Annotated in this window: 24 protein-coding genes, 1 tRNA gene and 1 riboswitch; of the genes, 4 read left to right on the top strand and 21 right to left on the bottom strand. The window is 43.1% G+C overall.

Features of this window, described 5'->3' with window-relative positions:
• Positions 1–88: 88 nt before the first annotated feature.
• Positions 89–184, bottom strand: a riboswitch (ZMP/ZTP riboswitch).
• Positions 185–293: 109 nt separating this feature from the next.
• From ABUA31_RS00570 to ABUA31_RS00555, 4 genes are all read right to left on the bottom strand, one after another.
• Positions 294–449 carry a FeoB-associated Cys-rich membrane protein gene (locus ABUA31_RS00570; protein ID WP_022216501.1) on the bottom strand — a complete coding sequence of 52 codons (156 nt, stop codon included), beginning with the start codon at positions 447–449 and terminating at the stop codon, positions 294–296.
• A 116-nt stretch (positions 450–565) separates the two neighbouring features.
• Complete coding sequence (gene feoB, locus ABUA31_RS00565) at positions 566–3,055, bottom strand: ferrous iron transporter B (RefSeq protein WP_349818342.1); 2,490 nt, start codon at positions 3,053–3,055, stop codon at positions 566–568.
• Between the two features lie 131 nt (positions 3,056–3,186).
• Positions 3,187–3,408, bottom strand: coding sequence for a FeoA family protein (locus ABUA31_RS00560; protein ID WP_055222609.1), 222 nt, complete (start codon positions 3,406–3,408; stop codon positions 3,187–3,189).
• Positions 3,409–3,461: 53 nt separating this feature from the next.
• Positions 3,462–3,671, bottom strand: a complete 210-nt coding sequence (locus ABUA31_RS00555) for a FeoA family protein (RefSeq protein ID WP_004851067.1) — start codon at positions 3,669–3,671, stop codon at positions 3,462–3,464.
• Positions 3,672–3,938: 267 nt separating this feature from the next.
• Between ABUA31_RS00555 and ABUA31_RS00550 the strand changes: the two genes are divergently transcribed.
• Positions 3,939–4,313: a metal-dependent transcriptional regulator gene (locus ABUA31_RS00550; protein WP_022216504.1), complete on the top strand. Its 375-nt coding sequence runs from the start codon at positions 3,939–3,941 to the stop codon at positions 4,311–4,313.
• A gap of 113 nt (positions 4,314–4,426) precedes the next feature.
• Here the strand turns inward: ABUA31_RS00550 and ABUA31_RS00545 are convergent, their stop codons facing one another.
• From ABUA31_RS00545 to ABUA31_RS00535, 3 genes are all read right to left on the bottom strand, one after another.
• Positions 4,427–5,311: a phosphatidylserine decarboxylase gene (locus ABUA31_RS00545; protein ID WP_022216505.1), complete on the bottom strand. Its 885-nt coding sequence runs from the start codon at positions 5,309–5,311 to the stop codon at positions 4,427–4,429.
• Between the two features lie 87 nt (positions 5,312–5,398).
• On the bottom strand, positions 5,399–6,091 hold the full coding sequence (locus ABUA31_RS00540) for a CDP-alcohol phosphatidyltransferase family protein (RefSeq protein WP_055144505.1): 693 nt from the start codon (positions 6,089–6,091) through the stop codon (positions 5,399–5,401).
• 102 nt (positions 6,092–6,193) lie between these two features.
• Complete coding sequence (locus tag ABUA31_RS00535; RefSeq protein WP_055273013.1) at positions 6,194–7,888, bottom strand: S8 family peptidase; 1,695 nt, start codon at positions 7,886–7,888, stop codon at positions 6,194–6,196.
• Between the two features lie 292 nt (positions 7,889–8,180).
• Here ABUA31_RS00535 and ABUA31_RS00530 point away from each other — a divergent pair, with 292 nt between their 5' ends.
• Positions 8,181–8,636: a sigma-E processing peptidase SpoIIGA gene (locus ABUA31_RS00530; protein ID WP_055273015.1), complete on the top strand. Its 456-nt coding sequence runs from the start codon at positions 8,181–8,183 to the stop codon at positions 8,634–8,636.
• A complete protein-coding gene (gene sigE / locus ABUA31_RS00525) occupies positions 8,614–9,351 on the top strand; it encodes an RNA polymerase sporulation sigma factor SigE (RefSeq protein WP_349818341.1) in 738 nt (245 codons plus the stop codon). Before ABUA31_RS00530 ends, sigE begins: the two co-directional genes overlap by 23 nt.
• Positions 9,352–9,453: 102 nt before the next feature.
• Here sigE and ABUA31_RS00520 read toward each other — a convergent pair whose 3' ends face one another.
• The 10 genes from ABUA31_RS00520 to ruvA form a co-directional block, all read right to left on the bottom strand.
• Entirely contained in the window at positions 9,454–9,675 is a 222-nt protein-coding gene (locus ABUA31_RS00520; RefSeq protein ID WP_015534896.1) for a hypothetical protein, read from the bottom strand.
• 96 nt (positions 9,676–9,771) lie between these two features.
• Positions 9,772–9,855, bottom strand: a tRNA-Leu gene (locus ABUA31_RS00515).
• 45 nt (positions 9,856–9,900) lie between these two features.
• Entirely contained in the window at positions 9,901–10,755 is an 855-nt protein-coding gene (locus tag ABUA31_RS00510) for a class B sortase (protein ID WP_349818340.1), read from the bottom strand.
• 63 nt (positions 10,756–10,818) lie between these two features.
• Complete coding sequence (locus ABUA31_RS00505) at positions 10,819–11,271, bottom strand: NUDIX hydrolase (protein ID WP_022216509.1); 453 nt, start codon at positions 11,269–11,271, stop codon at positions 10,819–10,821.
• 121 nt (positions 11,272–11,392) lie between these two features.
• Positions 11,393–12,844, bottom strand: coding sequence for a peptidoglycan D,D-transpeptidase FtsI family protein (locus ABUA31_RS00500; protein WP_349818339.1), 1,452 nt, complete (start codon positions 12,842–12,844; stop codon positions 11,393–11,395).
• Positions 12,825–14,324, bottom strand: a complete 1,500-nt coding sequence (locus ABUA31_RS00495) for an FtsW/RodA/SpoVE family cell cycle protein (protein ID WP_022216511.1) — start codon at positions 14,322–14,324, stop codon at positions 12,825–12,827. The genes ABUA31_RS00500 and ABUA31_RS00495 overlap by 20 nt, the downstream gene beginning before the upstream one ends.
• A 23-nt stretch (positions 14,325–14,347) precedes the next feature.
• Positions 14,348–16,702 carry a peptidase U32 family protein gene (locus tag ABUA31_RS00490; protein ID WP_349818338.1) on the bottom strand — a complete coding sequence of 785 codons (2,355 nt, stop codon included), beginning with the start codon at positions 16,700–16,702 and terminating at the stop codon, positions 14,348–14,350.
• A complete protein-coding gene (locus ABUA31_RS00485; RefSeq protein ID WP_015534892.1) occupies positions 16,692–17,093 on the bottom strand; it encodes a cell division protein ZapA in 402 nt (133 codons plus the stop codon). Before ABUA31_RS00485 ends, ABUA31_RS00490 begins: the two co-directional genes overlap by 11 nt.
• A 13-nt stretch (positions 17,094–17,106) precedes the next feature.
• Positions 17,107–18,114, bottom strand: a complete 1,008-nt coding sequence (gene ruvB, locus ABUA31_RS00480) for a Holliday junction branch migration DNA helicase RuvB (RefSeq protein WP_349818337.1) — start codon at positions 18,112–18,114, stop codon at positions 17,107–17,109.
• A gap of 26 nt (positions 18,115–18,140) precedes the next feature.
• The gene (ruvA, locus tag ABUA31_RS00475) at positions 18,141–18,743 is read right to left on the bottom strand and encodes a Holliday junction branch migration protein RuvA (RefSeq protein WP_015534891.1); all 603 of its coding nucleotides are present in this window, start codon (positions 18,741–18,743) and stop codon (positions 18,141–18,143) included.
• Positions 18,744–18,945: 202 nt separating this feature from the next.
• On the opposite strand from ruvA, the gene ABUA31_RS00470 reads away from it, so the two are divergent.
• Positions 18,946–20,004 (top strand): ribonuclease H-like domain-containing protein, encoded by a 1,059-nt coding sequence (locus ABUA31_RS00470; protein WP_055144524.1) that lies wholly within the window; start codon positions 18,946–18,948, stop codon positions 20,002–20,004.
• Between the two features lie 71 nt (positions 20,005–20,075).
• Here ABUA31_RS00470 and ABUA31_RS00465 read toward each other — a convergent pair whose 3' ends face one another.
• The 4 genes from ABUA31_RS00465 to ABUA31_RS00450 form a co-directional block, all read right to left on the bottom strand.
• Complete coding sequence (locus ABUA31_RS00465; RefSeq protein ID WP_022216516.1) at positions 20,076–22,025, bottom strand: bifunctional 4-hydroxy-3-methylbut-2-enyl diphosphate reductase/30S ribosomal protein S1; 1,950 nt, start codon at positions 22,023–22,025, stop codon at positions 20,076–20,078.
• Between the two features lie 16 nt (positions 22,026–22,041).
• Positions 22,042–22,704 (bottom strand): (d)CMP kinase, encoded by a 663-nt coding sequence (cmk, locus tag ABUA31_RS00460; protein ID WP_022216517.1) that lies wholly within the window; start codon positions 22,702–22,704, stop codon positions 22,042–22,044.
• Positions 22,705–22,744: 40 nt separating this feature from the next.
• Complete coding sequence (locus ABUA31_RS00455; protein ID WP_022216518.1) at positions 22,745–24,004, bottom strand: BaiN/RdsA family NAD(P)/FAD-dependent oxidoreductase; 1,260 nt, start codon at positions 24,002–24,004, stop codon at positions 22,745–22,747.
• Positions 24,005–24,102: 98 nt separating this feature from the next.
• Positions 24,103–25,509 carry an oxaloacetate decarboxylase subunit alpha gene (locus ABUA31_RS00450; RefSeq protein ID WP_015534888.1) on the bottom strand — a complete coding sequence of 469 codons (1,407 nt, stop codon included), beginning with the start codon at positions 25,507–25,509 and terminating at the stop codon, positions 24,103–24,105.
• Positions 25,510–25,518: the final 9 nt, after the last annotated feature.

The raw sequence follows: 25,518 nt of genomic DNA, 5'->3' as shown, positions 1-25,518 counted from the left end.
TCTCGTACCTGTGAGCTGATGTTATGCTGCAAAGCATCCTAAAAAAGAAAGCCGGCCACCTGCGCACACAAATACATGTCTTGATATATTTGCTTGCCCAGGCGGTCGGCTTGTCTTAACAGTACACTCCCTGTAGGTAATTCCTACCAGCCATCGGCTGTCTCCGCCAGTCGTGTACCAACATGTTTTTATAATATAGTAAATCCTTCCTTATTGCAAGCACATTGTAAATAAATGTGCGCCGTAATTTTTTACGACGCACATTCTATTTAAAACTACAACTATTATTTTATTTAGAGCTTGTGACTACATCCGCCATGACAGTTCGAACAGTCGCCACCACATATGTGTTTGCCCTTTTTTCTATCCTTTACCATACCTCTGACAATGAAGAACACCATCAGAACGATTATGGCCGCCACAATGATTGTACCAAGATACTCTGACATAAGTCACCACTCCTTTTATATTATATGGAGCAGACGCATTTAAATGCGCTTACGCGCGGCGTCTGCGTGCTTCATAAGGATTCCTCCCACTTACGTGGGTCCCTCCTTATGAAAAGTTAAGCGTTGAGGAACTCCTTGCTTGTCTTTACCTTCTTGTTTGGATCCGGACGGAACAGCATGAAGAAGAACAGAACAACAAGTGCAATTGCTACTACTGACCATACACCGAATGTACAAGCTCCTGTGAATAGACCTGCGATTCTGTATACAACAAGTGCTACAAGGTAAGCAAATCCACACTGATATCCGATTGCGAACCAGAACCACTTAGCACTGTTCATCTCTCTCTTGATAGCACCCATAGCTGCAAAACATGGTGCGCAGAGAAGGTTGAATACAAGGAATGAGAATCCGCTTGCTGTTGTGAATGCGCCTGCAAGTGCCTGGTAAACTGTACCATCTCCACCACCGTAGAGGATACCCATTGTACCAACGATGTTCTCCTTTGCAACAAGACCTGTGATAGATGCTACAGTTGCCTGCCAGTTACCCCATCCCTGTGGAACGAAGATCCATGCTATCGCATTACCGATCTTTGCAAGAATACTGTAATCGATCTGGCTCTCATCAAGCATCTGGAATGAACCATCAACAAATCCAAAGTATGTTGTGAACCATACAGCGATTGTTGAAAGTGTGATTATTGTACCAGCCTTCTTGATGAATGACCAACCACGCTCCCACATGCTTCTGAGTACAGAACCTACTGTTGGAATATGATAAGGTGGAAGCTCCATAACGAATGGTGATGGATCTCCGGCGAACATCTTTGTCTTTTTAAGTATTATACCAGAACATATAATTGCTGCAATACCAATAAAGTAAGCACTTGTTGCAACTATTGATGAACCACCGAATATAGCACCGGCGATCATGGCGATAAATGGAACCTTAGCACCACATGGTATAAATGTTGTTGTCATGACTGTCATACGACGGTCTTTCTCATTCTCAATTGTACGTGAAGCCATGATACCTGGCACACCACAACCTGTACCTACAAGGATAGGTATGAATGATTTTCCTGAGAGACCGAACTTTCTGAAGATACGGTCCATGATGAAGGCGATACGTGCCATATATCCACAGTACTCAAGGATTGCAAGTAAGATGAACAGTACGAGCATCTGAGGTACGAAACCAAGTACAGCACCAACACCGGCTACAATACCATCGATGATAAGTCCATGTAACCAGTCTGCACATCCAATCTTGTCAAGTCCTGCAGAGATGAGATCTGGGATTGAAGGAACAAATACGCCATAATCAGCAGGATCAATCTCTGCCATCTGTGTCTCGTTGAAGTAATCAACTGCATCAAGATATGACATTGCGTTTGTTGTCTCTTCGTCAGCATTTGCTGGAACCTCTGAGTAGTATACATCGATATCGTATGTATCGAGTGTCTCCTCATCTTCCATCTCATACTTAACGCTTGCCTCTGTGTTTGTGTTTGCCTCGATAGCTGCCTTTGTGGCATCTACATCAACAGCATCCTCGTCATCTGTTACGAGTACGCCGTATGCATCGAGTGCTGTTGTTGCTGCATCATAGTCACCTGATGCATCTTCATAAGCTGAGCTTCCGATGCCGAAGAGATGGAAACCATCGCCGAACAGGTTATCATTTGTCCAGTCTGTGCACCATGCACCTACTGTTGACATTGCTATATAATATACGAGCCACATGATGAGAACGAATATAGGAAGTGCAAGGATACGGTTTGTTACAACACGGTCGATCTTATCTGATATTGTAAGCTTCTGTCCCTTTGCAGCCTTCTTTACACACTTGTCAATGATTGATGAAATGTATGAATATCTCTCACTTGTGATAATACTCTCTGTGTCATCATCGAAATCATCCTCAAGCTTCTTGATCTCTGCTGAGCAATCTGGAGCATTCTTCATCTGCTCTATGATCTTGCTATCCTTCTCGATGAGCTTGATCGCGAAGAATCTCTTTCTGTTCTCCTCCATGTCAAGCTTAGTGCTTACGCTCTCGATTGCAGCCTCAACAGCCTCATCAAAGTTGTGAACTCTTGCATTTGCTGTCTTGGACTTTGCTGCTGCGATAGCCTTCTCTTTAACCTCGTCAATACCGGTACCCTTAAGAGCTGAGATCTCAACAACCTCAAATCCAAGAGCTTCCTTCAGGTTCTTGATGTTGATGGAGTCGCCGTTCTTCTTTACAAGATCCATCATGTTAACAGCCATGACAACAGGGATTCCGAGCTCAATAAGCTGTGTTGAGAGATAAAGGTTTCTCTCTATGTTAGTACCATCGATAATGTTGATGATGGCATCAGGATATTCTTGAATAAGATAATTTCTGGCAACAACTTCCTCAAGAGTGTATGGAGAAAGTGAATAGATACCAGGAAGGTCGGTTATGATAACATCCTTGTTACCCTTAAGCTTACCCTCTTTCTTCTCAACTGTAACACCTGGCCAGTTACCTACGTACTGGTTAGCGCCAGTTAAAGCATTGAATAATGTTGTTTTACCGCAGTTAGGATTTCCTGCAAGTGCAATCTTTACTGACATTGTTTACCCTCTTTCCTATTGTATTGTGCAAACGCATTTAAAGGTGCTTACGCACGGCGTCTGCGTACTTCATATTAGCCTTTTCTATCATATGTTAGCATATACTAACGTATGAACAAAAAAATAAGCTGTTACTCTACCTCTATGATCTCAGCATCAGCTTTACGTATTGATAACTCATAGCCTCTTACAGTAACCTCTACAGGATCACCGAGAGGGGCAACCTTACGAACATAAACCTGTACACCCTTTGTGATGCCCATGTCCATGATACGTCTCTTTACAGGACCCTCGCCTGCAATCTTCTTGACAGTGACAGTACTGCCAATCTTGACATCTTTTAATGTGCTCATGATCTTACTCCTTTTACATACTTTTGTCGTCAGTCAGATACATGTAATCGTACCTATACAAGTATCTTGCTGGCCATATCTTTATCAATGGCAACACGGGAATCTTTGATATTAACTATAAGATTTCCTGCATTCTCTGCCACGACAGTTACAACACTACCTTCAACAAAGCCCAGCTTTTCAAGAAACAATCGTGTTTTCTCTCTCCCGCCAACCTTTTTGATCACATTGGCTTCTCCCGGTTTTGCAAATGTTAATGGCATAATTGCACCTCCTTAACTAGCAACTTAAACCACTGATTTTCATATCGTGGTTAGTATATACTAACATTAATTAGATGTCAATAATATTAATCATTTTGGACTAATTGAACAAAACACGGCTCTTTTATTGATAAAAAGTGCCTATTTGTCGAAATTCGTATTTCAATTATCAAATTGAATAAAAAATTCATTTATGATATATTATTTATAATTGCTACATTGATACAGATACATTTATAATGTTAAATATAAGGGGGATATATAATAATGTTGACCACGAATGAATCAGTAGAGAATTATCTTGAAACCATTCTCGTTCTCAGCCAGAAGCTTCCGGTCGTCCGAAGCGTTGATGTTGCCAACGAGACTGGCTATAAGAAATCAAGTGTAAGCGTTGCTATGAAGAATCTCCGGGAGATGTGTTATATAGAAGTAAGCGATTCAGGATACATAACTCTCACAGCAGCCGGTAAAAAAATTGCAGAGATGATATATGAGAGGCACCAGCTTCTGTCTTCATGGTTCACAAGTCTCGGCGTTGCAAAAGAGACCGCAGCCGAGGATGCCTGCAAGATCGAACATGTTATAAGCCAGGAGACTTTTGAGGCCATCAAGAGGCATGTGAATTCTACAAATGAATAATATAGAATATAAGTTCTGACACAGACTGGATAAACAACAAAACAGGAACAGCGTATAGCTCCATAGCAAGCTATACGCTGTTCCTGTTTTATATGGAATATATAATATTGCTCTTAACGTACATATCCAACCAGCTCGCCCTGTCTAACTCTGGTCTCAATATCTTTTCTAGAATTCTCAACTATTCTGTCTAAAGGAGCGACTTTGTCCTTCTGGATGAGAAGAATGATTGTTGAGCCACCAAACTCAAAATAGCCCTTTTCCTCTCCTCTTCTGACATCCGTGGAAGCCACATACCTGTTAACTATACGACCAACCAGAAGTGCTCCAACCTCCATATCAATGATGGTTCCCGCATCCTGCGTCCTTATAAGACAATACTCTCTGGTATTTTCTTTGTAAATGTCGTAATATTCACTGGCTATAGGGTTAACTGTGTGATATAAGCCTTCTATACGTCTGACATCAGACTGCTTTCCAGACACGTTATATATGTATCTGTGATAATCATCGACACACAGTCTGAACAGCCACAATTTTCCACCTCTGTAGTGTCTCGCAAGCTTTTTGTCCCTGAGGAGGGATGCCACCGTGTACTCTGAATCCTTTATATTGAAAGTCTGTCGTTCTGTGTCTTCTATATCATATACCGTAAGCCTGCTGTCACATGGACTCACAAAACCTTCATCGGTCATATCTATGGCCCTTGCTCCCGGCACCAGCTTTCTCTTGAAGAAATCGTTATATGAGTCAAACTCATTCTTCTGACACACAGATATATCAATATCATTTTTCTTAATGAATGGGTTGATCATGATTCTGGATAATCCAGTGTCCATGAATCTTCCCACAAGCTTTGACACCTCTGGTCTGATCAGCCATCCCAGCACCATACGACCCGCTCTGTTGCCATATAACAGGCGCAGGACTCTGTCCTGTGTCGATACACACTCATTATGTTTTGATCTTTTGTATATTGCATATTTGTTCTTTATCATATCTTATACATCATCCTTCATCGCTTCTGTATATCCGGTATAGCCAAATTACTTCTATATCTTTTATTTTCCATAGCTCCTATACACTTATAATAGAAGGGATATAAAATAAGGAATAGTTATGATATGACGTCTGACCATGTATCTTATCATAAGCCAAACTACGGCAACTGCCACAATGACAATTATCACCATAAGTTCCTTTGTGGTTGGCTTAGGGAATCTGAAATCTGTTATGAAAAGTATCATTGCAAGTATCATGATTCCATGAAGCAGAATTGGGAAAGAGGACCCAAGCAAAGGTGACGTAACGTATATTATAGGAAGCCCCACCGATATTGCGGTGATCGGCATTCCATGGAAATACTTTCTTCCATCTGGCTGCTCTATGACCTCAGCATCATCATCGTCATTGTTCTTCTTCTCCTCGAGCACGTTATAGTATGCAAGTCTTATCATTCCAGCCAGACAGTACAGTGCAAGAATAACCATTCCAAACGGCGTGTTCATTCCTGAATACCAGCACAATACAACAGGAAAAACTCCAAAACTCACCAGGTCACAGAGAGAATCTATCTGGATACCAAATCTCTTCTCATCCATAGTCCTATCCTTCTTGCTCCTTGCGACTTTTCCGTCAAATGCATCAAACAGACCGGAAAGTGCAAGACACAATATTCCTATGCTAAGGTGTCCGGTAAATGTAAAGAACATGCCTGTGATAGATGACACCAGGCTCATATATGTCAAAATAACTGTATAATTATAAAATCCTACCATGTGTGAAATACCCCGTTTTTTTCTTTTATACTTGCAAAAAGCACGTATGAATCAAATTATACACAATTACTTGACATAAAACCACATCTTTTTGCAAATCTTTCATACAATTAATCCTTTGAAGCTGTTTTCCATACACACGGTTCCCCAGCCTGTATATCTGTTCGGGTAACTGCCCAGTGAACCGAGAGGCTTTGCTCCCCTTATAAGCTGAGCCTTAACCCTCTCTCCGTACATAAATGGATCGTTCCCCAGGACTATCCCCCATTCCATGATAAGTGCCGCACAGCCAGACACAAATGCCGCCGCCAGCGATGTGCCATCGGCATTTCCGTATCCATACTCACCATAGCTGACAGTCACTCCGACACCCGGAGCTGCAATATCCGGTTTTATGGCATTATCCGACGTAAAACCCCTGCCTGAAAATCCCGTTATGGATGCATTTACCTGATCATAGGCAGCCACCGTTATTATATTTGATGCCGTACCCGGGATCGTGAGGGTTCCATACACCGAAGGATTCTCAAATGCAACCTGCCCCGTCACATAACTGTCACCGGGTAGATACGCATTGAATATCCCATTTGCAATGCTCTTCGGTGCAATCCTCACATGCCATATCCCCTGCTCTATATCCCCGGTCTCAGACTGGAAAAATACATATATGAGCTGCTTGACATTGTAAGGTGAAGGTCCCTGGAATATCCCAAGCAACTCCGTACTCCCATAATACGCCCCGGATACTATCTGTCCCTCCGTGAGATACGCCACAAGGTCGTAGGACGGCGAATAGACGAGCACATCGAAGCTGTCGATATAGTTTTTCCATATCTGCAGGCCAAAGTTTTTCACACCGGCCGCCACCGCAATGTCAATACTCGCATAGCTTACATTTCCAAGCATACCGCTGGTATGCAGTTGTCTTCCACCGTCATTTCCTGAACCCGTGACAACACACACCTTAGCCATCTGGGCCACAGAATTAACAAACAGCTCAAGTGTCGACGTACCATCATGGGCTCCAAAGTTATTTCCATATGAAAGATTTATCACTACCGGAGTTCCAGTCTCCATGCTGTATCTCACAAGTAGATCTATCCCCATCATTATACCTATCGTGTCCGGCAGCGCGCGTTCAAGCGACTGTTCAACGACAATGATCCGGGCTTTTCCCGCCACTCCTATATTGCTCCCGGCGGCCACAGATGCAACCTCCGTGCCGTGCTGCTCTCCCATGACACCGGGCAGCCGCCTGTCCTCATACATTTGCCCGATCTCACTTTGATCATATATCCGTCCAAGGCCATAGCGGTTTGGGTAAGTCCTTTCATAATCTGTATTCTGGTTCCAATACATGACTATCCTGGAGCCGGCGTCATCTGCAAATTCCCGGTTGAGGATATTCACGCCGCTATCTATAATTCCGATACATACGCCTTCGCCTGTGAGCCCATACTTCGACATGAAATTTTCCGTTATGCAGGATATGTATCTGTCATAGGCGACACCCGCACCATAACTGTAATATTGAGCTTTATCGATATAAAGTACCCTCGGCTCCTCCTGAAGCCTTTTTATATTGTAGGAATACACGTTCACTATGGCATATCCCCCGAGCAGATAAACGCAGCTATTCAGAATATCTCCCTCAAGATCATCTATGTCACCGGAATGTCTGATTATCAGCATCCACGAATCATCGGATGCGTTATATCCAAGATAAAGACTGCTGTACGGCATGTAACCATCCGCATCCATGGCAAGTTTAAGTTCAGGGCTTATTTTGTCATCCATACATATACATTTCTCATTTTTTATCATTATATTGCACAAAATATCGCTCTATGTCGCAAATTGTTTGCTTATTTCGCACTTTTTAGGATGTTTTAGCACTTTTCCACATTATCCACAGATTTATACACATTTTTCAAATATATAGTCGTATATTGAAAAACTTAACCACATTTCCATCAACATATTAAAAATTCAATCGAAATATCGATGCTTCATTTATTGTAATACGACCATTTTCTTACCGGCCCACATATATAATTCCAATTGCACTACATGAAAAGAAGTGAATTATTTGAACTTTCTGACAAATGTATTACTAGGCAGACATTCAAGGATCACCAATGCTATCGGTTACCTGGACACAGGTAACACGCTAAGATGCAATCTCACAGGACGCAACGTCGCCGTGACTACATACGCCGTAGCCATCGAACTGGCTCCACCGCAACTGACTCCACTGCTCGATGACTACATCAAAAAACCGTCTTCCATATATGAATATGATTACCGTGATGACATTCCGGCCGGAATACACATAATTCCCTACAATACGATATGCTCCGGAAATCAGCTTATGCTCGCCATGGACATTGACTACATGTTCATCGACAGCTCATACATGGAACACAGACCACTGATCGGTATCAGCCCAAATACATTTAATATACTTCACACAGACAAATGTATTCTTTTAAGCAAATATTATATGAAAAGAGGCAAAAGACATGTTAAACACAATAAGGGGTAACGACTTCAAATTTACTGTTGCCAGCAATATTTCACTGCGCTCCCTGAAAAGCGGCAAAGATATATATTATATTGGAGGAACCGAGGTACTTCCCGCCCCGCTGGAGCCCCACGAGGAGGCCGCGGTCATAAACGAACTCACAAACAACCAGTCGGATTCCGCAAAGAAAATGCTGATAGAGCGAAATCTGCGACTTGTCGTATACATTGCTAAAAAATTTGACAACACAGGTGTCGGAATTGAGGATCTGATATCCATAGGCACGATCGGTCTCATCAAGGCCATAAACACCTTCAAAAATGACAAAAACATAAAGCTTGCCACCTACGCATCAAGATGTATTGAAAATGAGATACTCATGTTTCTCCGTCGCAACAGCAAGCTCAGAACAGAGGTGTCCATCGATGAACCGCTGAATGTTGACTGGGACGGCAACGAACTGCTTCTGTCCGACATTCTGGGAACGGATGAGGACGTAGTCTACCGTGATCTGGAGACAGAGGTAGACTACAATCTCCTCGACAATGCCATATCAAAGCTCTGTGAAAAGGAACGCACCATCATAGAACTGCGGTATGGAATAAACACCATAGGTGGGGTAGAAAAGACTCAGAAGGAGGTGGCTGATCTCCTGGGAATATCCCAGTCATACATATCCAGGCTGGAAAAAAGAATAATCAAGAAGCTTCGCAGAGAGATAATGAAGCAATACTGATACACACAGACAAATATGACCGGGAAGCTACATACATCCGTTGTTCTGCAGTCTCCCGGTCATAATCTTTCAGTGACGATATTATGTCATTATGACATACTGTCAGTGATGATATCCCGCCATACGTCTCTTGTAATCATCCACTTTATCCCTCAGTTTGGTGTAGTCCTTTTCCTTGAGCTGCCCCTCCTCATTAAGCTTCGTAACCAGCTCATCAAGTTCCTTCAAGGCTTTATGCGCCAGATCCTTGTAGTTGTTCGCCAGATTCATATCCAACTCATTCACAGCCGAATTCACCTGCTGTTTTACTTTTCTACTCATCATAATATATCACCGCCCATTCATTTCAAGATCTTATTCCCACGTATACCAAAAGAGCCTGAAACCCTTGATTCTACTCAGGTTTCAGGCTCAATATAATGCCGGCTGCGGGACTTGAACCCGCACGATGTTGCCACCAACAGATTTTGAGTCTGCCTCGTCTGCCAATTCCGACAAGCCGGCGCTTGCGACATTTGTTATATTAACACATGCCCCATTTAGTGTCAACTACTTATCATCCCCTGTTATCCTTCGCGCAACCACGACAAATCTGCCATCCTCAGTGTGTGAAGCGCATGTTGAAAGTGTGATGAGTTCATCACCGTACTCAGCCGTAACACCGCTGTCATATGATGTGTTTGACTTGACAAAATCAATATATTCATCAAATTCCGCCTTATCCGCAGCGTTAAAGAACTCATAATAATGATAGTGATCCGTGTCATCGTCAGGATATATCTCCGATCGGAATGCACCGATGACCTCGTATGTTCCGGTCTCATACAACGTGTCAAACTTGATATTCTTATGCTTCTTATAAAAGCTCTCGTCCTCATACTGAAGCAGCTCTCTGAACATTATTCCCGACTTCATGTTATGTCCGTATATGAGAACATTGTCCGTTCTGTCATCAAACGGCCTGCAGTTCGTATCTATGAACGGTGTACCCGGATCACTCCAGTTCTTATCGAAGTCCAGATGCAGATAATAATCGTTGTCATCGGGAGTGTACATGACCGGATAATCTATGGTCGTGCCATCGATCGTGAGCCATCCTGCAATATCACTGTTCTTCTCGTATAACTTCTCGAATTTCTTGAGTATCTTCTTCTCGCCATTGTCCTTACTTTTATCCGAGACCTCCACCGTAACCTTTTCGGTATCATCCCCATCGGTATCGAGCATTCCTTTAAGATCATTGAAGTTATTCTGCGCATTCTTCGCAATATAATAATACCTTCCAAGATACGCACCGCTCCAAACTGCTATAAGTAAAAAAACGACCAGCAGTATGTCCAGAACTATATCCTTTGCTGTTCTCTTTTTCTTTTGTTTTGATCTGTCTGCATTCTTTCTGTTCATGTCTTACCCTCAAAAGAAAACTAAAAAGGCTTCTGTACCTGCATACAGAAGTCCTTTTGTTGATTAATAATACTTCTTGTTTCCCCACAGATTCTTTTTCTTAAGATCAACATACTCTGAATATGCCTGTTCAAGTATCTGCTTCTCGTTAGGAAATTTCAGAAGGTGGTAGGCTTCATGGTATTTGTAGTAACCGGAATCCACGAAATACTCTTCTCTCTGTGGCTTGCTGTAATAGCTGTCAGACATCATGAGATACCAATGAACATCCTTATTTACCACATCAAATGCCGTGTTAAAAGTGTAATTGCTCTTTCCCACGTATTTGATTATAGATGCGCTTACACCTGTCTCCTCTTTCACTTCTCGCAAGGCGGTCTCATCGTGCTCCTCGCCCTTTTCAACAGTTCCCTTGGGGAGAACCCATCCTTCGTATTTGTTCTTGTAGTTCTTATACAACAACAATACTTTTCCTCTGAAGATTACCACCCCTCCACAGCTTGTTGCTTCTATCACTGCAATTCCTCCTGTTTCTTCCGGGTGTGTAATTAAAACTTGAAGTCAGTATATCATATGTCAAATTATTTTTAAAGTAAATATGATCACGTATTAATGGCATACGCATCATTTTATGCAATTATTTCACATAATTATAGTATGCGTCAAAGAGCTGTCTGGCAATATACTTTGCTGAAGCTCCAGTTGAGCTTGCATTCTCAACTATGACACATACGACAATATCCGGATCATCAACATTTGAGAATCCAACAAACCACGAATGTGAATCCATGTTGTCGTTGAACTCCGCAGTACCTGTCTTTCCGGCTATGGTATATGAGCAATCTGCAAATGCATCCGATGCCGTACCATATGATGTTACGCCAAGCATCAGATCCTTCAGAAGTCTTGCGTCAGATGCAGATATGATCTTACCGTAGGTGTTCGGCTTGAATGTCTTTACAAGATTGCCATCGCATGTCTCTATCCTGTCGATGAGATATGGGGACATCATGACTCCTCCGTTTGCTATGGTGCTCATGACCATGGCACTGTGCAGAGGTGTTATAAGTGTGTCGCCCTGTCCTATGGCTGTCTGAGGTATCTCCGAATCATCTGAGGTTGCATTTAACTCGAATACTGATTTTCTGTAATATCCGTCATAAGGAAGATCCTTGTTAAACAGGAACTTCTCACACAGATCCTTGTACGACTGCTTGTTGAGCTTCATTCCTATATTGGCAAATGAAGTGTTACAAGATTTCGCCAGTGAGTCCGCCAGATCCACAGTTCCATGAACCGCATAATCTGAGCAGTGTATCTGTACTCCGTCAAATATATCCTCGCCCTCGCACTCATACGAATATTTCTGATAATTGCTGTTCTCATGAATATACTCCAGAGCCGTGAGTACCTTGAAGGTTGAACCAGGTGGATACAGACCCTGTGTTGCACGATTCAACAGATAAGAGCTGTCAGAATCCTGTGAATCCTCTATCACACTGTCTATATAGTTCGGATCAAAATCAGGCTTTGAGACCATGGCAAGGATCTTTCCAGTATCCGGTTCCATAACCACAACAGCGCCGTCATTATATCCCAGTGCATCGTAAGCCGTGCTCTGCAGCGTGGTATTCAGTGTACTTATGACATTGTTTCCCAGACTCTTCTCATTCCTGAGCTTGTTGTATGTCTGCGTGATTATGTTCTGGTTTGATGTCAGGAGATAGTACGCGGAGCTCATCTCAAGTCCCGCCTGTCCGTTGCTGTCATATCCGACAACATGTGCGAACACATTGGAATATGGATAATTTCTGTACTCATTTCCATCATCATCCGTCAATGTCTCCGCAAGGACATTTCCATCGCTGGATATGATGCTTCCCTTCTTTATCTTCTCCGCATAGAGAGACTGTCTCCCATTGTATGAATTGGCGATGAATGTTCTTGAATCCCTCACCATAAACACGATAATATATGCAAACATACAGATAAAGATTATGACAACAAAATATGTTATAACCAGAACAGGCACATTCTTTTTGTCATTTGTCTTCTTGTCCAGAATGTCACTATTCTCCCCAGAATTCATCTGAGTTCGTCTCTTTCCTGTCGTATCCTGTCTTTGCTTTGCGCTGGACTGGCTTTTTCTGTTTGCGTTGTTTTTCACCGCTGTTTGACTGACCCCTGACCGCGACTGGGGTCTCTGGCCACTCTTCCCTGCTGATACTTTCCTGTCTGACATTTTTATCAACTCCACTGTTCTCTAATACACATATACCCTGAATTATTCCAAATATAATGAGTGTGCTGACAACCGAACTCACTCCATAGCTCACAAGCGGCAGCGTCACACCCGTAGATGGTATGAACTTCACAACACCGCCAACGTTCAGGAATATCTGGAATATGAAGCATATTGTAAAACCAAAGGCTACATTCTTATAAAAAGCATCTCTTATCTTCATCGATATATTGATGAAATATATGAAGCAGCTCAGATACATAAGAAGCAGGCAGAGTCCAAATATAACTCCAAGCTCCTCACATATCGCAGCAAATATAAAATCACTGGACACGACCGGTATCGATGTCGGAAGTCCCTGGCACAGACCCGTTCCCTCGAATCCGCCCGAGCCTATCGCAAACAGACTCTGTGCAACCTGATATCCACTTCCATCTATATATTCGATCGGGTTAAGCCATGCATCGATTCTCATGGTGACATGGCTGAAATGATTCTTCAAAAGCATATATCCAACCACAGCAAGAACCGAACCTCCGAGGCCTCCGCCTATAAGTATGCTGTGCTTACCAGTGGCAAGGTACAGCATCATGACAAATACCATGAAGAAGATCACCGCACCACCGAGATCCGTCTCAGCCACCAGAACCAGCATGAAAAGTCCTGCTACACAGATCGTTTTCATCATATCCTTAAAGTTCTTTGCCTTTTCAAATGAGCTGGCAAGGAAGAATACGAATATGATCTTGACGATCTCCATAGGCTGCATCGATATTCCGCCTATGCTTATCCAGTTGTTTGAACCATATTTATCAACTCCCACATGCGGGATGAACACCGTGCACAGGAAGCCTATACCAAACACCGCATAGAATATATTCCATTTCTTTATCTGCGGGAACTTTACCACGAACAACGGCACAAATGCCGTCACCACCAACATGATCGTGGCAAATATAAACTGCTTCTTCGCCAGGTCAAAATCAAGTCTTGTCAGCATGACATAACCTATGAGAAGAAGGAATGACATATTGTTCGTTATAAGTCTCGATGAGCCCTTATAAATGGCATGATATGAAACCATATATGTTATGGATACTATCATCTGTAGCAGATAAAATATAAGTATGCTCTTCTTCTCATAATGCAGATATAATGTCAGATAGCAAAGAAAATGTATCATGAACACATAAAATATCTGCACATTAAGCGCCCGCCGTTTCTTATCGGCAGGCACAGGCTTTAAAACCGTAAAGCATTTTACGGTGTATAAAACCATAAAAAATATGATCAAATACTTCGCTATCTCCGTTACTATTGTTATCATGTTTCCACCTTTATCAAAAAATCTTAATCGATTCCTTTGTAATAATGTCCCCTGGTATACTGATCTACAGACATGGATACCGCTTTTTCCCCTGACAGGGCAAGCTCCAGACTGTCCATTATATCCTTTACTTTATTAGTATCCTCAATTGTAAATTCAATATAACAGTCTTTACCTGAAATACCGGTTTCAGCCAGTCTGTCTATCATATTTGTAGGAACACCATTATATATAATGTTATAGCAGTGCGCACAGTCATTTCTGACATAGAATCTGTTTCCCCTGTCATCCGTCAGGACATTCCGGGACATCTTCCTTGAGGCACAGCCGTTCATGTAATTGCCTGCTATACAGTTTGCAGTGATCATAACCTTCTGATGACCATAGAGCTTTATGAGTGTATCATATGAAAGACCATGTATCTCATCAAGTGTGAGCTCGTTTGAGCACATAAAGCACACATCACCCATATTCTCTCTATAGAAATCAAACGCATTATCATTATACGCATAGAGACTGGCATCTGCGATCACGAGTCCCTTATAGTCCAACTTCTTTAGAATTCCCAGCTCATCATAATTTCTGATCATCACACCGTCAAATGAACCAAGTTCACCGGAAAGGCCTGAATATCTGTCAAGCTCTCTCTGCCGCAATACCTCAGGCAGAGCAAGGATCACTCTGAATCCGGCCTGCTTCAATTCATCTGCATATTTTCTGACATTATAATCTACTATTACATTGCTGACCCATTTATAATTCTTAACAATATTTACATGGTCAGCGTCCGACACTCCAACTGTAACACCGTGAACAGTGTTGTTTTTCACATTTTCAAGAGGTCTTTCAGCGCTAGGCAGGCCAGTTCTTACTGCACCGCCATCCCGCCTGTAACTCTGTGAGATCTGCAGTCCAAGCTGTTCAAGCGCCTCCCGCCTCAGGTTGTTCACTGCGCTTATCTGTACAAACAGGTTGTCAGATACATCAGCAGCTATATCCACGAGCACATAATCTGTACCGCCTGTCTTTTTGATCTTGTCAACTATCTGTGACTCTGTGACAGGCTTGTTAAGTGCCTGTGTACACACAGGCCCCTCGACTGAGACAGAACACTTTCCTTCTACAGTTGAAAGCTTAAGCTCTAATGGCTGATCCGCATACGCACTGACATGTGCAGCGAGCTCTATCTTCCTGTCGGCATTTATTATATTATTCTGTATATCTTCCAGAAGCTTACCGTTTCTTGTACGGTATACATCATTGAACTTTGCAATGCTCCTGAATGACTTCGCCTTAAGTCTGACATTCTTTCCCGCTTTTGCCGCCACATTGCATGTGAGCTCCACATCACCATTTCTGCCTCTTATCTCAAGGACATCGCCTGCGGATACATTCTCGTCAAGTTTTATATCCACATATGGCTTTTCTACCGCATTCACACGCCCAACCTTAATTCCTGTGTGGTTCGGTCTGCTGTTTGCAAGCATCTTTTTGCCATTGGATGTGTAATAATAACCTGAGCAGAATCCGCCCCTGTTATATATGTCGAGAAGCTTCTTCTCCTGCTCCTCTGCCAGTTTCTCCACTGATTCGCCCGCCAGATAAGCATCTCTGACCTCACGGTACGCAGTCACGGTTGCAGCCACATACTCTGGCTTTTTCATTCTTCCCTCTATCTTGAAAGAATCAATTCCCGCATCTATGAGCCTGCTCAGACTCTTCAACATGCACATATCCTTCAGGCTGAGCATATACTCATTTACATCATTTGAGGCATACTGCTTTCTGCACGGCTGGGCACACCTTCCCCTGTTACCGCTTCTTCCTCCGGCAAAGCTGCTCATCAGGCACCTTCCGGAATAGCTGTAACACATCGCTCCGTGGACAAATGTCTCCACCTCTATATCAACATTTTTCTTGATCTCTGTGATTTCTGACAATGACAATTCTCTCGATGGCACAAATCTGGTCATGCCTATGCTTTTCAGAAACGCAGCGCCCTGTGAACTGGACACGCTGAGCTGTGTACTTCCGTGCAATGGAAGGTCTGGAAACGACTTGCCCAGAACGGAGACAACTCCCATATCCTGTACAATTATCCCATCCACGCCCTGCCTGTAATAAGGCTCCACATATGATGGGAGCCTTTGTATCTCTTCATTCTTAAGCAGTGTGTTGATCGCCATATAGACCTTCACTCCGAATCTGTGACAATAGTCTATGGTATCAAGCAATTCTTTTTCATCAAAATTACCGGCAAATGCCCGGGCACTGAACATACTGCCTCCAAGATATACCGCGTCTGCATATGCATTGACTGCAGCTTTCACCGCCTCCGTATTGCCCGCCGGTGCCAAAATTTCAGTCTTATTTAACATTTTTCTCCGCTTCAAGTTTTATGATCTGTCTCTGAAGTTCACTTATCTTCTCTTTGTATTCCTCTATCATCTTCTGTGCAGACTCATACTTTATCTGCACCTCGATAACCTCATGTCTCAGATCATATATCTGCTTATCCTTGTCGTCATCCTCGGTGAGCATCTGATTGACCTGATCCTTTGCCTTAAAGTAGTCATCGGCTATATTCAGTGCAAGCAGAACATTCTGATACTCTGCGTTAAATCTCCTGTACGCCTCAGATGACTGACATTCTGCTATCTTGCCATTGATATATGTCGCCACATTCTGGAGATAGTCCTCGCTCTCCTGGCCGCTCAATGTATATACTTTATTGTTGATTACCACCTTGATATCATTCTTCTGTGCCATATCCCATTCTCCTTTACTTATCCTTTATAAATGCATCCAGTCCAAAATGTCTGTAACATAGATCAGTGACAACTCTTCCCCGGGGAGTTCTGTTTATGAATCCATTCATTATGAAATACGGCTCATACACATCCTCTATCGTGCCCGGATCCTCACCGACGGCAGCCGCCAGTGTATCCAGACCGACAGGCCCTCCTGCAAATTTCTCTATCATTGTCATTAATATATTTCTATCGTTCACGTCCAGTCCCATGGAATCGACCTGAAGCTTGTCCAGAGCGGCCTTAGCAACATCGTGATCTATATGGCCGTCATGACACACCTCAGCATAATCCCTGCAGCGCTTGAGAAGTCTGTTCGCAAGTCTCGGTGTACCTCTTGATCTTCTTGCGATCTCAAGTGCACCCTCCTCGTCTATGTCAACTCCAAGAACCTCCGCTGACCTCATCACTATCTCTCTCAGATCGTCATGGGTATAAAATTCCAGCTTGTCCACCATTCCAAATCTGTCCCTTAGGGGAGCCGACAACATTCCGACCCTCGTCGTTGCACCTATCAGTGTAAATCTTGGCAGATCAAGTCTGATCGACCTTGCACCTGCGCCCTTGCCTATCACAACATCTATTGCGTAATCCTCCATAGCCGGATAGAGCACCTCCTCAACCTGTGTGCTGAGTCTGTGTATCTCATCGATAAACAAAATGTCGTTGTCCGACAGATTGTTGAGTATCGCGGCAAGCTCACCGGGCTTTTCTATGGCAGATCCCGAGGTGATCTTGATATTTACCCCCATCTCATTTGCCACAATGGTCGACAGCGTCGTCTTACCAAGTCCCGGCGGTCCATACAGAAGCAGATGATCCAGTGGCTCATTTCTCTTCTTCGCCGCCTCTATGAATATGTGCAGATTATCCTTGACCTTTTTCTGTCCAATATACTCCGACAGATACTGAGGTCTGAGATTATATTCACTTTTCTGTTCTTCTATGTCCAAGCTTTCTGTTGAAATAATTCTGCCCATTTTTTTCTACCTATCTGATCAATAATCTATATCATAAATCTGAGTGCCGCCTTAAGGAGCTGCTCCTCATCCATATCCGCTGAACCATCTACGCGCGAAACAGCACGTCCCGCCTCAACACCTGAATATCCAAGTGCTGTGAGAGCCGATATGACATTTGTTCTCACATCGCCTGCAGCGTTCTGCACAGCAACCGAATCATTGTATGCTGCATCTATCATATCCTCCATGCTCAGCTTATCCTTGAGCTCCAGAATGATCCTCGAAGCGCCCTTTGCCCCGATTCCATTAGCCTTTGATATGGCCTTTACATCCTCAGATATGACCGCAAGCCTGAGCTCGTTCACGGTGAGTGTTGACAGAAGAGACATGGCAACCTTTGGCCCCACACCGCTCACTCCCAGCAGTATCTTGAACACATTGAGTTCATCTGCGTTCTCAAAGCCAAACAGACATATCTCATCCTCGCGTATATACATGTATGTGCTTACTTTTATCTCTGAATGTACCGGTGGAAGCTTCTCCATAAACTTTCCGGATACCATGAGCTGATACCCTATTCCACCACACTCGATCACTATATAATTGTCACCCTTTATTTCAAGTGCTCCTCGAATATATGAAATCATCCGTTAACTCTTCCTGTCCTGTAATATATGACGGTATCTCAAAATCGCATAGAAACCGACACTAAATCTTCGTAATTATATCATATTATTTATCAATTGTGAATATATGTTTGCTTTTTTGAAAAACGACAGCTACTATATATATTGCAGAACAATGCATGTTCTATAATGTACCTTACGCAAGGAACCAAAAGGAGCCATTATGAAAATTTTTGAATATACTGAAGACATAAATGTAGATACAGCTCACATATCGGACGAGCTGTCGGATATACTCTATTTTGATATAGAAACAACCGGCCTCAGCGCCAAACGTTCGGATCTCTATCTGATCGGATGTTCATATTTCTCAGACAGTGCATTTCGCACCCAGTTGATATTCAATGACAACGGAACTTCAGAGCCTGAAATGCTGTCCCATTTTGAACAGATCCTAAAGAATCACAAAATACTGGTGTCATACAACGGCGATACCTTTGACATCCCCTACTTGCTGAAAAAGATGGAGCAATTCGACGTGGACTCTACGCTTGACAATATACAGAGCGTGGATATATATAGAACAACCAGAAAATACAAAAAGCTTCTGCGTCTGGACTCGGCTAAACAGTTTGACATAGAGCATCTGATTGACTTCCAGAGAAATACTTTTATATCAGGAGGCGATCTTATATCCGCCTACAAGCATTATCTGAATTCTCACGACGAATCTCTGCTTGACGATATGCTCACCCATAACCATGACGATATAAGAGGGCTTATATCTATATCTGAATTTGTGAATATCCCTCATATTCCTGATGACTTTCAGATAGATGATATATCCGATACCATCGATTCAATAACATACAACTGTTCCATTCCAAAGCTTCCATGCCGCATAACGGAATCCCTGAATGGAATTCTTGTAAATGCATGTAACACACATATGCATGTGGTCGTTCCAAAGACCCGGGACACCGAAATGAAATACTTCTTCAAGGACTACAAAAATTATTACTATCTACCTATGGAGCACATGGCCATACACAAATCAATGGCGGCTTATGTGGACGATGCCCACAAGGAAAAAGCGACAAAGGACAATGCTTTCACCACCAAGACCGGCAGCTTCATACCCTGTCCACCAGGATTTCACGGAGAGATATTCTATGATACAGATCTTAAAGGAAACCGTTTTCTTTCGGACAGCACCGAATTACACGAAAAATGTGAGCAATCCCACGCCTATATCCTTGCAGTCCTGAACAAACTATTCTGATATAAATATTCTGGCATAAAAAAACCGTAGTCATTATCGACTACGGTTTTCTTAACTGTCTATATATCAGATTACTCCTCTGTGTCCTCTGCTACATCATCTGTATACTCTGGAGCTGGAAGTAATTCCTTTACGCTGAGACTGATCTTCTTGTCTTCTGCATTGCACTCAACAACAACTGCCTCAACCTCATCGCCTACCTTGTATACATCCTCTGGCTTGTTAACATGCTCATATGAGATCTGTGATACATGGAGAAGTGCGTCAACACCTGGCTCAAGCTCGATAAATGCACCGAAATCAGCCATTCTTGCTACCTTACCTGTAACTACTGTTCCAGGAGCATACTTCTCTGCTGCGTTAAGCCATGGGTTTGTATCATCAAACTTAAGGCTGAGAGCGATCTTCTCGCCGTCAATGTTCTTGATGAATGCCTTAACAGTATCACCAACCTTGAGAACTGACTTAGGATCGTCAACTCTTCCCCATGACATCTCTGAGATGTGAAGAAGTCCGTCTGCTCCACCGAGATCTATGAATGCACCGAAGCTTGTAACGTTCTTTACAACACCCTCAACTATCATTCCAACTTCTATTCTATCAAACAGAGCCTTTGCAGCCTCTGCCTTTCTTGCTGCAACGATCTGCTTTCTGTTACCAATTATTCTTCTCTTCTTTGGCTGGTACTCTGTGAGTACAAACTCGATATCCTGATCAAGGTACTTGTCAAGATTCTTCTCGTATGTATCTGAAACAAGACTAGCAGGGATAAATACTCTTGTCTCATCGTACATAACGTTAAGTCCACCGCTTACAACCTGAACAACCTTACCTGTAAGGATCTCTCCTGACTCAAGAGCAGCCTCAAGCTTCTCATTAGCTTTCTCTGCAGCAACTCTCTTGTATGAGAGAAGAACTGATCCCTCGCCATCGTTTGTCTTAACAACCTTGGCTGTTATCGGATCATCAACATGTACAAGCTCTGTCAGATCTGCATTAGGTGTGTTGGTATACTCGCTTCTAGGAATAATACCATCTGACTTGTAGCTGATGTCTACCAGAATCTCATCAGGCTTAACATCGATAACTCTACCTTCTACTATCTCTCCTGTCTTGATTGAGACTCTGCTCTCATCATTCTTTAATAATTCTTCAAAATTCATCTCGTCCATCCTACCATGAACCTCCTTAATAATTTTGTTTGGGGTAGATGCCCCAGCTGTAATACCTACCCTACTAACGGATTCAAAAGTAGTCAAATCCAAATCAACGAGTGTCTGTATATAGTAAGTATTCTCACATTCTTTTTTACTAATCTCATATAACTTCTGAGTATTAGAGCTGTTCCGACCACCTATAACAATCATGGCATCTACCTTTGATGCAATCTCCTGCGCCTCCCTTTGACGCACAGACGTAGCATTACAGATAGTCTTATAAGCAGTAACATTATACAATTTATTTCGAATAATATCAACAATATAATTAAATTTTCTGTAATTAAAAGTTGTCTGACTAACTATCGATATATTATCCGCTGTTTTGACCTCTCCGTCAATACATTTTCTTACAAAAGCCTCAGCCTCCTCCTCGGAACCTATGACTACCGGAGGCTCTACACACCAGCCCACGATTCCTTTCACCTCGGGATGGCTTGAGTCGCCTATGATGACGACTGTATTTCCTTTCTGTCCTTCCTCGCGCACTATGTTGTGTATCTTCTTGACAAATGGACAGGTCGCATCTATCACCGTATTCCCACCAGCCTCCAGAATGTCATATATCCTTTTCTCAGCGCCATGGGATCTGATTATGACCTTGCTGTCTTTTATCTCAAGCAATTCGTCATCACTGTCGATCACCTGCACTCCGTGCTTTGTAAGGTCACCAACCACCTCTTCATTGTGTATTATCTGACCATAAGTATACACATTTTCCTCGTCAGCATGTTCGTATGCTGTATCCACCGCACGCTGAACGCCAAAGCAGAATCCGGCACTCTTTGCAAGTAATATCTCCATATCTAAACCACCTGTATTACATTCTCTCTCTTGCAAGTCCGACTATAGTGTCTGTAACCTGCTCTATCGTCATATCTGAGCTGTCGATAAGAACCGCGTCATCAGCCCTCTTTAAAGGAGCTGTTTTTCTCTCCATATCCTGCTTATCCCTCTGGATTATATCCTGCTCTATCTTCTCTATATCAATATTCTCAGCGCCCTTTGCGACAAGCTCGTCATATCTTCTTTTGGCCCTCACTGCCGAAGAGGCGGTAAGGTATACCTTGAGCTCTGCTGAAGGAAGTATATTTGTTCCTATATCCCTTCCATCCATGACAACATCATTTGAAGCAGCGAGATCCCGCTGGAGTGACAGAAGCTTTTCCCTGACGCATGGAAGTGCAGATGCCTTTGAAGCCATATTACCGGCAGCCTCAGTTCTCAGCTTTCCTGTTACATTCTCGCCGTTAAGGTAGACCTGCTGTGCTCCATCCTCATATTTTATCTCCACGGAAATGTCCGCTATGCTTTTCTCCACCAGGTCTTCATCGCTGGCAGATATATCGCTTTCTGTGAGATATACAGCCACCGCCCTGTACATGGCACCTGTATCCACATATATAAAACCAAGCTCGCCTGCCGCCTTTTTTGCTATCGTGCTTTTGCCTGCACCTGCAGGTCCGTCTATTGCTATATTCATATCTTCGTCTCCCTGTAATTAAATTGACTGTCGTCCACGCCTATTGTAAACTCTCGGAAGCAGAAAGTCCAGCCAGATATCCAGTCGACCACGCCACCTGCAGGTTAAATCCACCTGTCAGCGCATCGATATCCAGCAGTTCTCCGGCAAAATACACGCCCCCCACAAGCTTAGACTCCATGGTGGAAGGATTTACCTCTTTTACGCTCACTCCGCCTCTTGTGATTATAGCCTCATCATATCCCCGAAGCCCCACAAATGTAAGTCTGAATTCCTTCAGCACATCTATAAGTCTCTGTCTTTCTTCCCTGGTCACTGAGTTGACCTTCTTATACGGATCGATACCGGATCTCTCCACAACCACATCTATCATCTTGATCGGAAGCAGATCTCCAAGAGAATTCTTGAAGTCTTTGTTTGCATATTTCTTGAAATCCTTGAGGAGTCTGGCATCAAGCATATCTCTGTCCATAGCCGGCTTCAGATCTATGTACATGTCTATATCTTTTCCAATATACCTGTGTATATATGCGGAGGCCTTGATCACCAGCGGCCCACTTATGCCAAAGTGGGTAAACAGCATCTCCCCCTGTTCGTCAAATATTTTCTTCTTTCCACTGCTTATGTGAAGTGCCACATTTTTAAGCGACAGTCCCATCATCATGGAGCAGCATTTCTCTTCTATCTCAAACGGAACCAGTGATGGACTTAACGGCTTTATCGTATGACCCATATGTTCTGCCAGTCTGTATCCGTCTCCGGTAGATCCCGTGAGTGGATACGATCTTCCGCCGGTACAAATTATAACAGCATCACAGTATATCCTGTCATTGCCTGTCCCGCCGTTATCTCCTGATACGTCAACACTCTTTATCCTACCATCCTCTATATTGATTCCTGTAACCTTCGTATTCAAATACAGACTTATATTTTTATTTCTGTTTATAAGAGTTTTGAATGCTCCTATAACGTCTGAAGAATGATCGCTTGTCGGGAACACTCTTCCTCCGCGTTCTATCTTGAGCGGACATCCGGCCTTCTCCAGATAGTCCATTATCATATTGTTGTCAAATGTATAAAAGGAGCTGTACATAAACTTGCTGTTTGTGACCACTGAATTAAAAAATCCGTCAGCGTCACATGCATTTGTCACATTACAACGTCCCTTACCTGTTATAAATAACTTTTTTCCGATCCTGTCATTCTTTTCAATGAGAATGACCTTATTCTTCTGTGCCGCTGTCAGTGCAGCCATTACCCCTGCAGCTCCTGCTCCTATAACCACTATTTTTCCTGTCATATTATCTCCATATATTAAACAAAAGGACAGAGACTCCGCTCGCGGAGCTCCGTCCCTTTTTATGATCATTTATATATCTGACCTTATGAATTCAGTTATTAAACTGGATAAGCTGTGCTGTCCTTGTCAGCAAGTGTGACATCGACCTTCTTATCCTGAGCCTCTCTGTACTTGAAGAAGTCAGTTGCAACCTGTGGGAACAGTGCATATGTGAGTACATCCTCATCCTGCTTCTTGTACTGGATCATCTCCTTCTCAATCTTGTCGAGCTCGTTCTCAAGAAGATCTGCTGGACGGCATGTGATCTGCTTCTCATCGCCGATAACCTTCTTCTTAACCTCTGGATCAACAGGCTTTACTGACTGACCATACTCGCCACGTACAAGTGCCTTTGACTCCTTTGTACACATCTTGTATCTCTCGCCTGTTACGACGTTGAGAACTGCCTGTGTGCCAACGATCTGGCTTGAAGGAGTAACAAGTGGTGGCTCACCATAGTCCTTACGAACTCTTGGAACCTCCTCAAGAACTGCCTCGAACTTATCCTCAGCACCCATCTCCTTGAGCTGTGATACGAGGTTTGAAAGCATTCCACCAGGTACCTGGTAGAGAAGTGTCTTAACGTTAACGCCAAGAACCTTTGGATTTAAGAGACCACTTGCGATCCACTCTTCTCTGAGTGGTCTGAAGTAGTCTGCTATCTCAGCCAGAAGCTTCTGATCCAGACCTGGATCAAACTCTGTTCCCTCAAATGTCTTGGCCATAACCTCTGTTGCAGGCTGTGATGTACCAAGCGCAAGAGGTGAGATTGCTGTATCGATGACATCACATCCAGCCTCTACAGCCTTGAGATATGTCATTGAAGCTACACCTGATGTGTAATGTGTATGAAGCTGAATTGGAAGGCTTGAACCATCCTTGAGTGCCTGTACAAGCTCTGTAGCCTTATTTGGAACAAGAAGTCCAGCCATATCCTTGATACAGATTGAATCTGCTCCCATATCCTCGATTCTCTTTGCCATATCCTTCCAGTAATCCAGAGTATATGCATCACCGAGTGTATATGAAAGAGCTACCTGGGCATGTCCACCCTCTTTGTTACAAGCCTTAACTGATGTCTGAAGGTTTCTAAGATCGTTCAGACAGTCAAATATTCTGATGATATCAATACCATTTGCGATTGACTTCTGTACGAAATACTCTACAACATCATCTGCATAATGACGGTATCCGAGGATATTCTGTCCTCTGAAGAGCATCTGCAGCTTTGTATTCTTGAATCCATCTCTGAGCTTTCTGAGTCTCTCCCATGGATCCTCCTTAAGGAATCTGAGTGATGCATCAAATGTTGCGCCGCCCCAGCACTCTACTGAATGATAACCAACCTTATCCATCTTGTCGATGATAGGAAGCATCTGCTCGGTTGTCATACGAGTAGCTATAAGTGACTGATGCGCATCACGCAGTACAGTTTCCGTAATCTTTATCGGTTTCTTATCTGCCATTTTATCGTC

The sequence above is a fragment of the Coprococcus sp. RTP31081st1_H1_RTP31081_211007 genome (assembly GCF_040227275.1).
Taxonomy (GTDB): domain Bacteria; phylum Bacillota; class Clostridia; order Lachnospirales; family Lachnospiraceae; genus Coprococcus; species Coprococcus aceti.
This window is presented reverse-complemented; position numbering and strand designations above follow the sequence as displayed.

Bases quoted from the DNA above. Each gene is read 5' to 3' on its own strand.
- ABUA31_RS00570 (WP_022216501.1), bottom strand. From the start codon at position 449: ATGTCAGAGTATCTTGGTACAATCATTGTGGCGGCCATAATCGTTCTG.
- feoB (WP_349818342.1), bottom strand. From the start codon at position 3,055: ATGTCAGTAAAGATTGCACTTGCAGGAAATCCTAACTGCGGTAAAACA.
- ABUA31_RS00560 (WP_055222609.1), bottom strand. From the start codon at position 3,408: ATGAGCACATTAAAAGATGTCAAGATTGGCAGTACTGTCACTGTCAAG.
- ABUA31_RS00555 (WP_004851067.1), bottom strand. From the start codon at position 3,671: ATGCCATTAACATTTGCAAAACCGGGAGAAGCCAATGTGATCAAAAAG.
- ABUA31_RS00550 (WP_022216504.1), top strand. From the start codon at position 3,939: ATGTTGACCACGAATGAATCAGTAGAGAATTATCTTGAAACCATTCTC.
- ABUA31_RS00545 (WP_022216505.1), bottom strand. From the start codon at position 5,311: ATGATAAAGAACAAATATGCAATATACAAAAGATCAAAACATAATGAG.
- ABUA31_RS00540 (WP_055144505.1), bottom strand. From the start codon at position 6,091: ATGGTAGGATTTTATAATTATACAGTTATTTTGACATATATGAGCCTG.
- ABUA31_RS00535 (WP_055273013.1), bottom strand. From the start codon at position 7,888: ATGGATGACAAAATAAGCCCTGAACTTAAACTTGCCATGGATGCGGAT.
- sigE (WP_349818341.1), top strand. From the start codon at position 8,614: ATGTTAAACACAATAAGGGGTAACGACTTCAAATTTACTGTTGCCAGC.
- ABUA31_RS00520 (WP_015534896.1), bottom strand. From the start codon at position 9,675: ATGATGAGTAGAAAAGTAAAACAGCAGGTGAATTCGGCTGTGAATGAG.
- ABUA31_RS00510 (WP_349818340.1), bottom strand. From the start codon at position 10,755: ATGAACAGAAAGAATGCAGACAGATCAAAACAAAAGAAAAAGAGAACA.
- ABUA31_RS00500 (WP_349818339.1), bottom strand. From the start codon at position 12,844: ATGAATTCTGGGGAGAATAGTGACATTCTGGACAAGAAGACAAATGAC.
- ABUA31_RS00495 (WP_022216511.1), bottom strand. From the start codon at position 14,324: ATGATAACAATAGTAACGGAGATAGCGAAGTATTTGATCATATTTTTT.
- ABUA31_RS00490 (WP_349818338.1), bottom strand. From the start codon at position 16,702: ATGTTAAATAAGACTGAAATTTTGGCACCGGCGGGCAATACGGAGGCG.
- ABUA31_RS00485 (WP_015534892.1), bottom strand. From the start codon at position 17,093: ATGGCACAGAAGAATGATATCAAGGTGGTAATCAACAATAAAGTATAT.
- ruvB (WP_349818337.1), bottom strand. From the start codon at position 18,114: ATGGGCAGAATTATTTCAACAGAAAGCTTGGACATAGAAGAACAGAAA.
- ruvA (WP_015534891.1), bottom strand. From the start codon at position 18,743: ATGATTTCATATATTCGAGGAGCACTTGAAATAAAGGGTGACAATTAT.
- ABUA31_RS00470 (WP_055144524.1), top strand. From the start codon at position 18,946: ATGAAAATTTTTGAATATACTGAAGACATAAATGTAGATACAGCTCAC.
- ABUA31_RS00465 (WP_022216516.1), bottom strand. From the start codon at position 22,025: ATGGAGATATTACTTGCAAAGAGTGCCGGATTCTGCTTTGGCGTTCAG.
- cmk (WP_022216517.1), bottom strand. From the start codon at position 22,704: ATGAATATAGCAATAGACGGACCTGCAGGTGCAGGCAAAAGCACGATA.
- ABUA31_RS00455 (WP_022216518.1), bottom strand. From the start codon at position 24,004: ATGACAGGAAAAATAGTGGTTATAGGAGCAGGAGCTGCAGGGGTAATG.
- ABUA31_RS00450 (WP_015534888.1), bottom strand. From the start codon at position 25,509: ATGGCAGATAAGAAACCGATAAAGATTACGGAAACTGTACTGCGTGAT.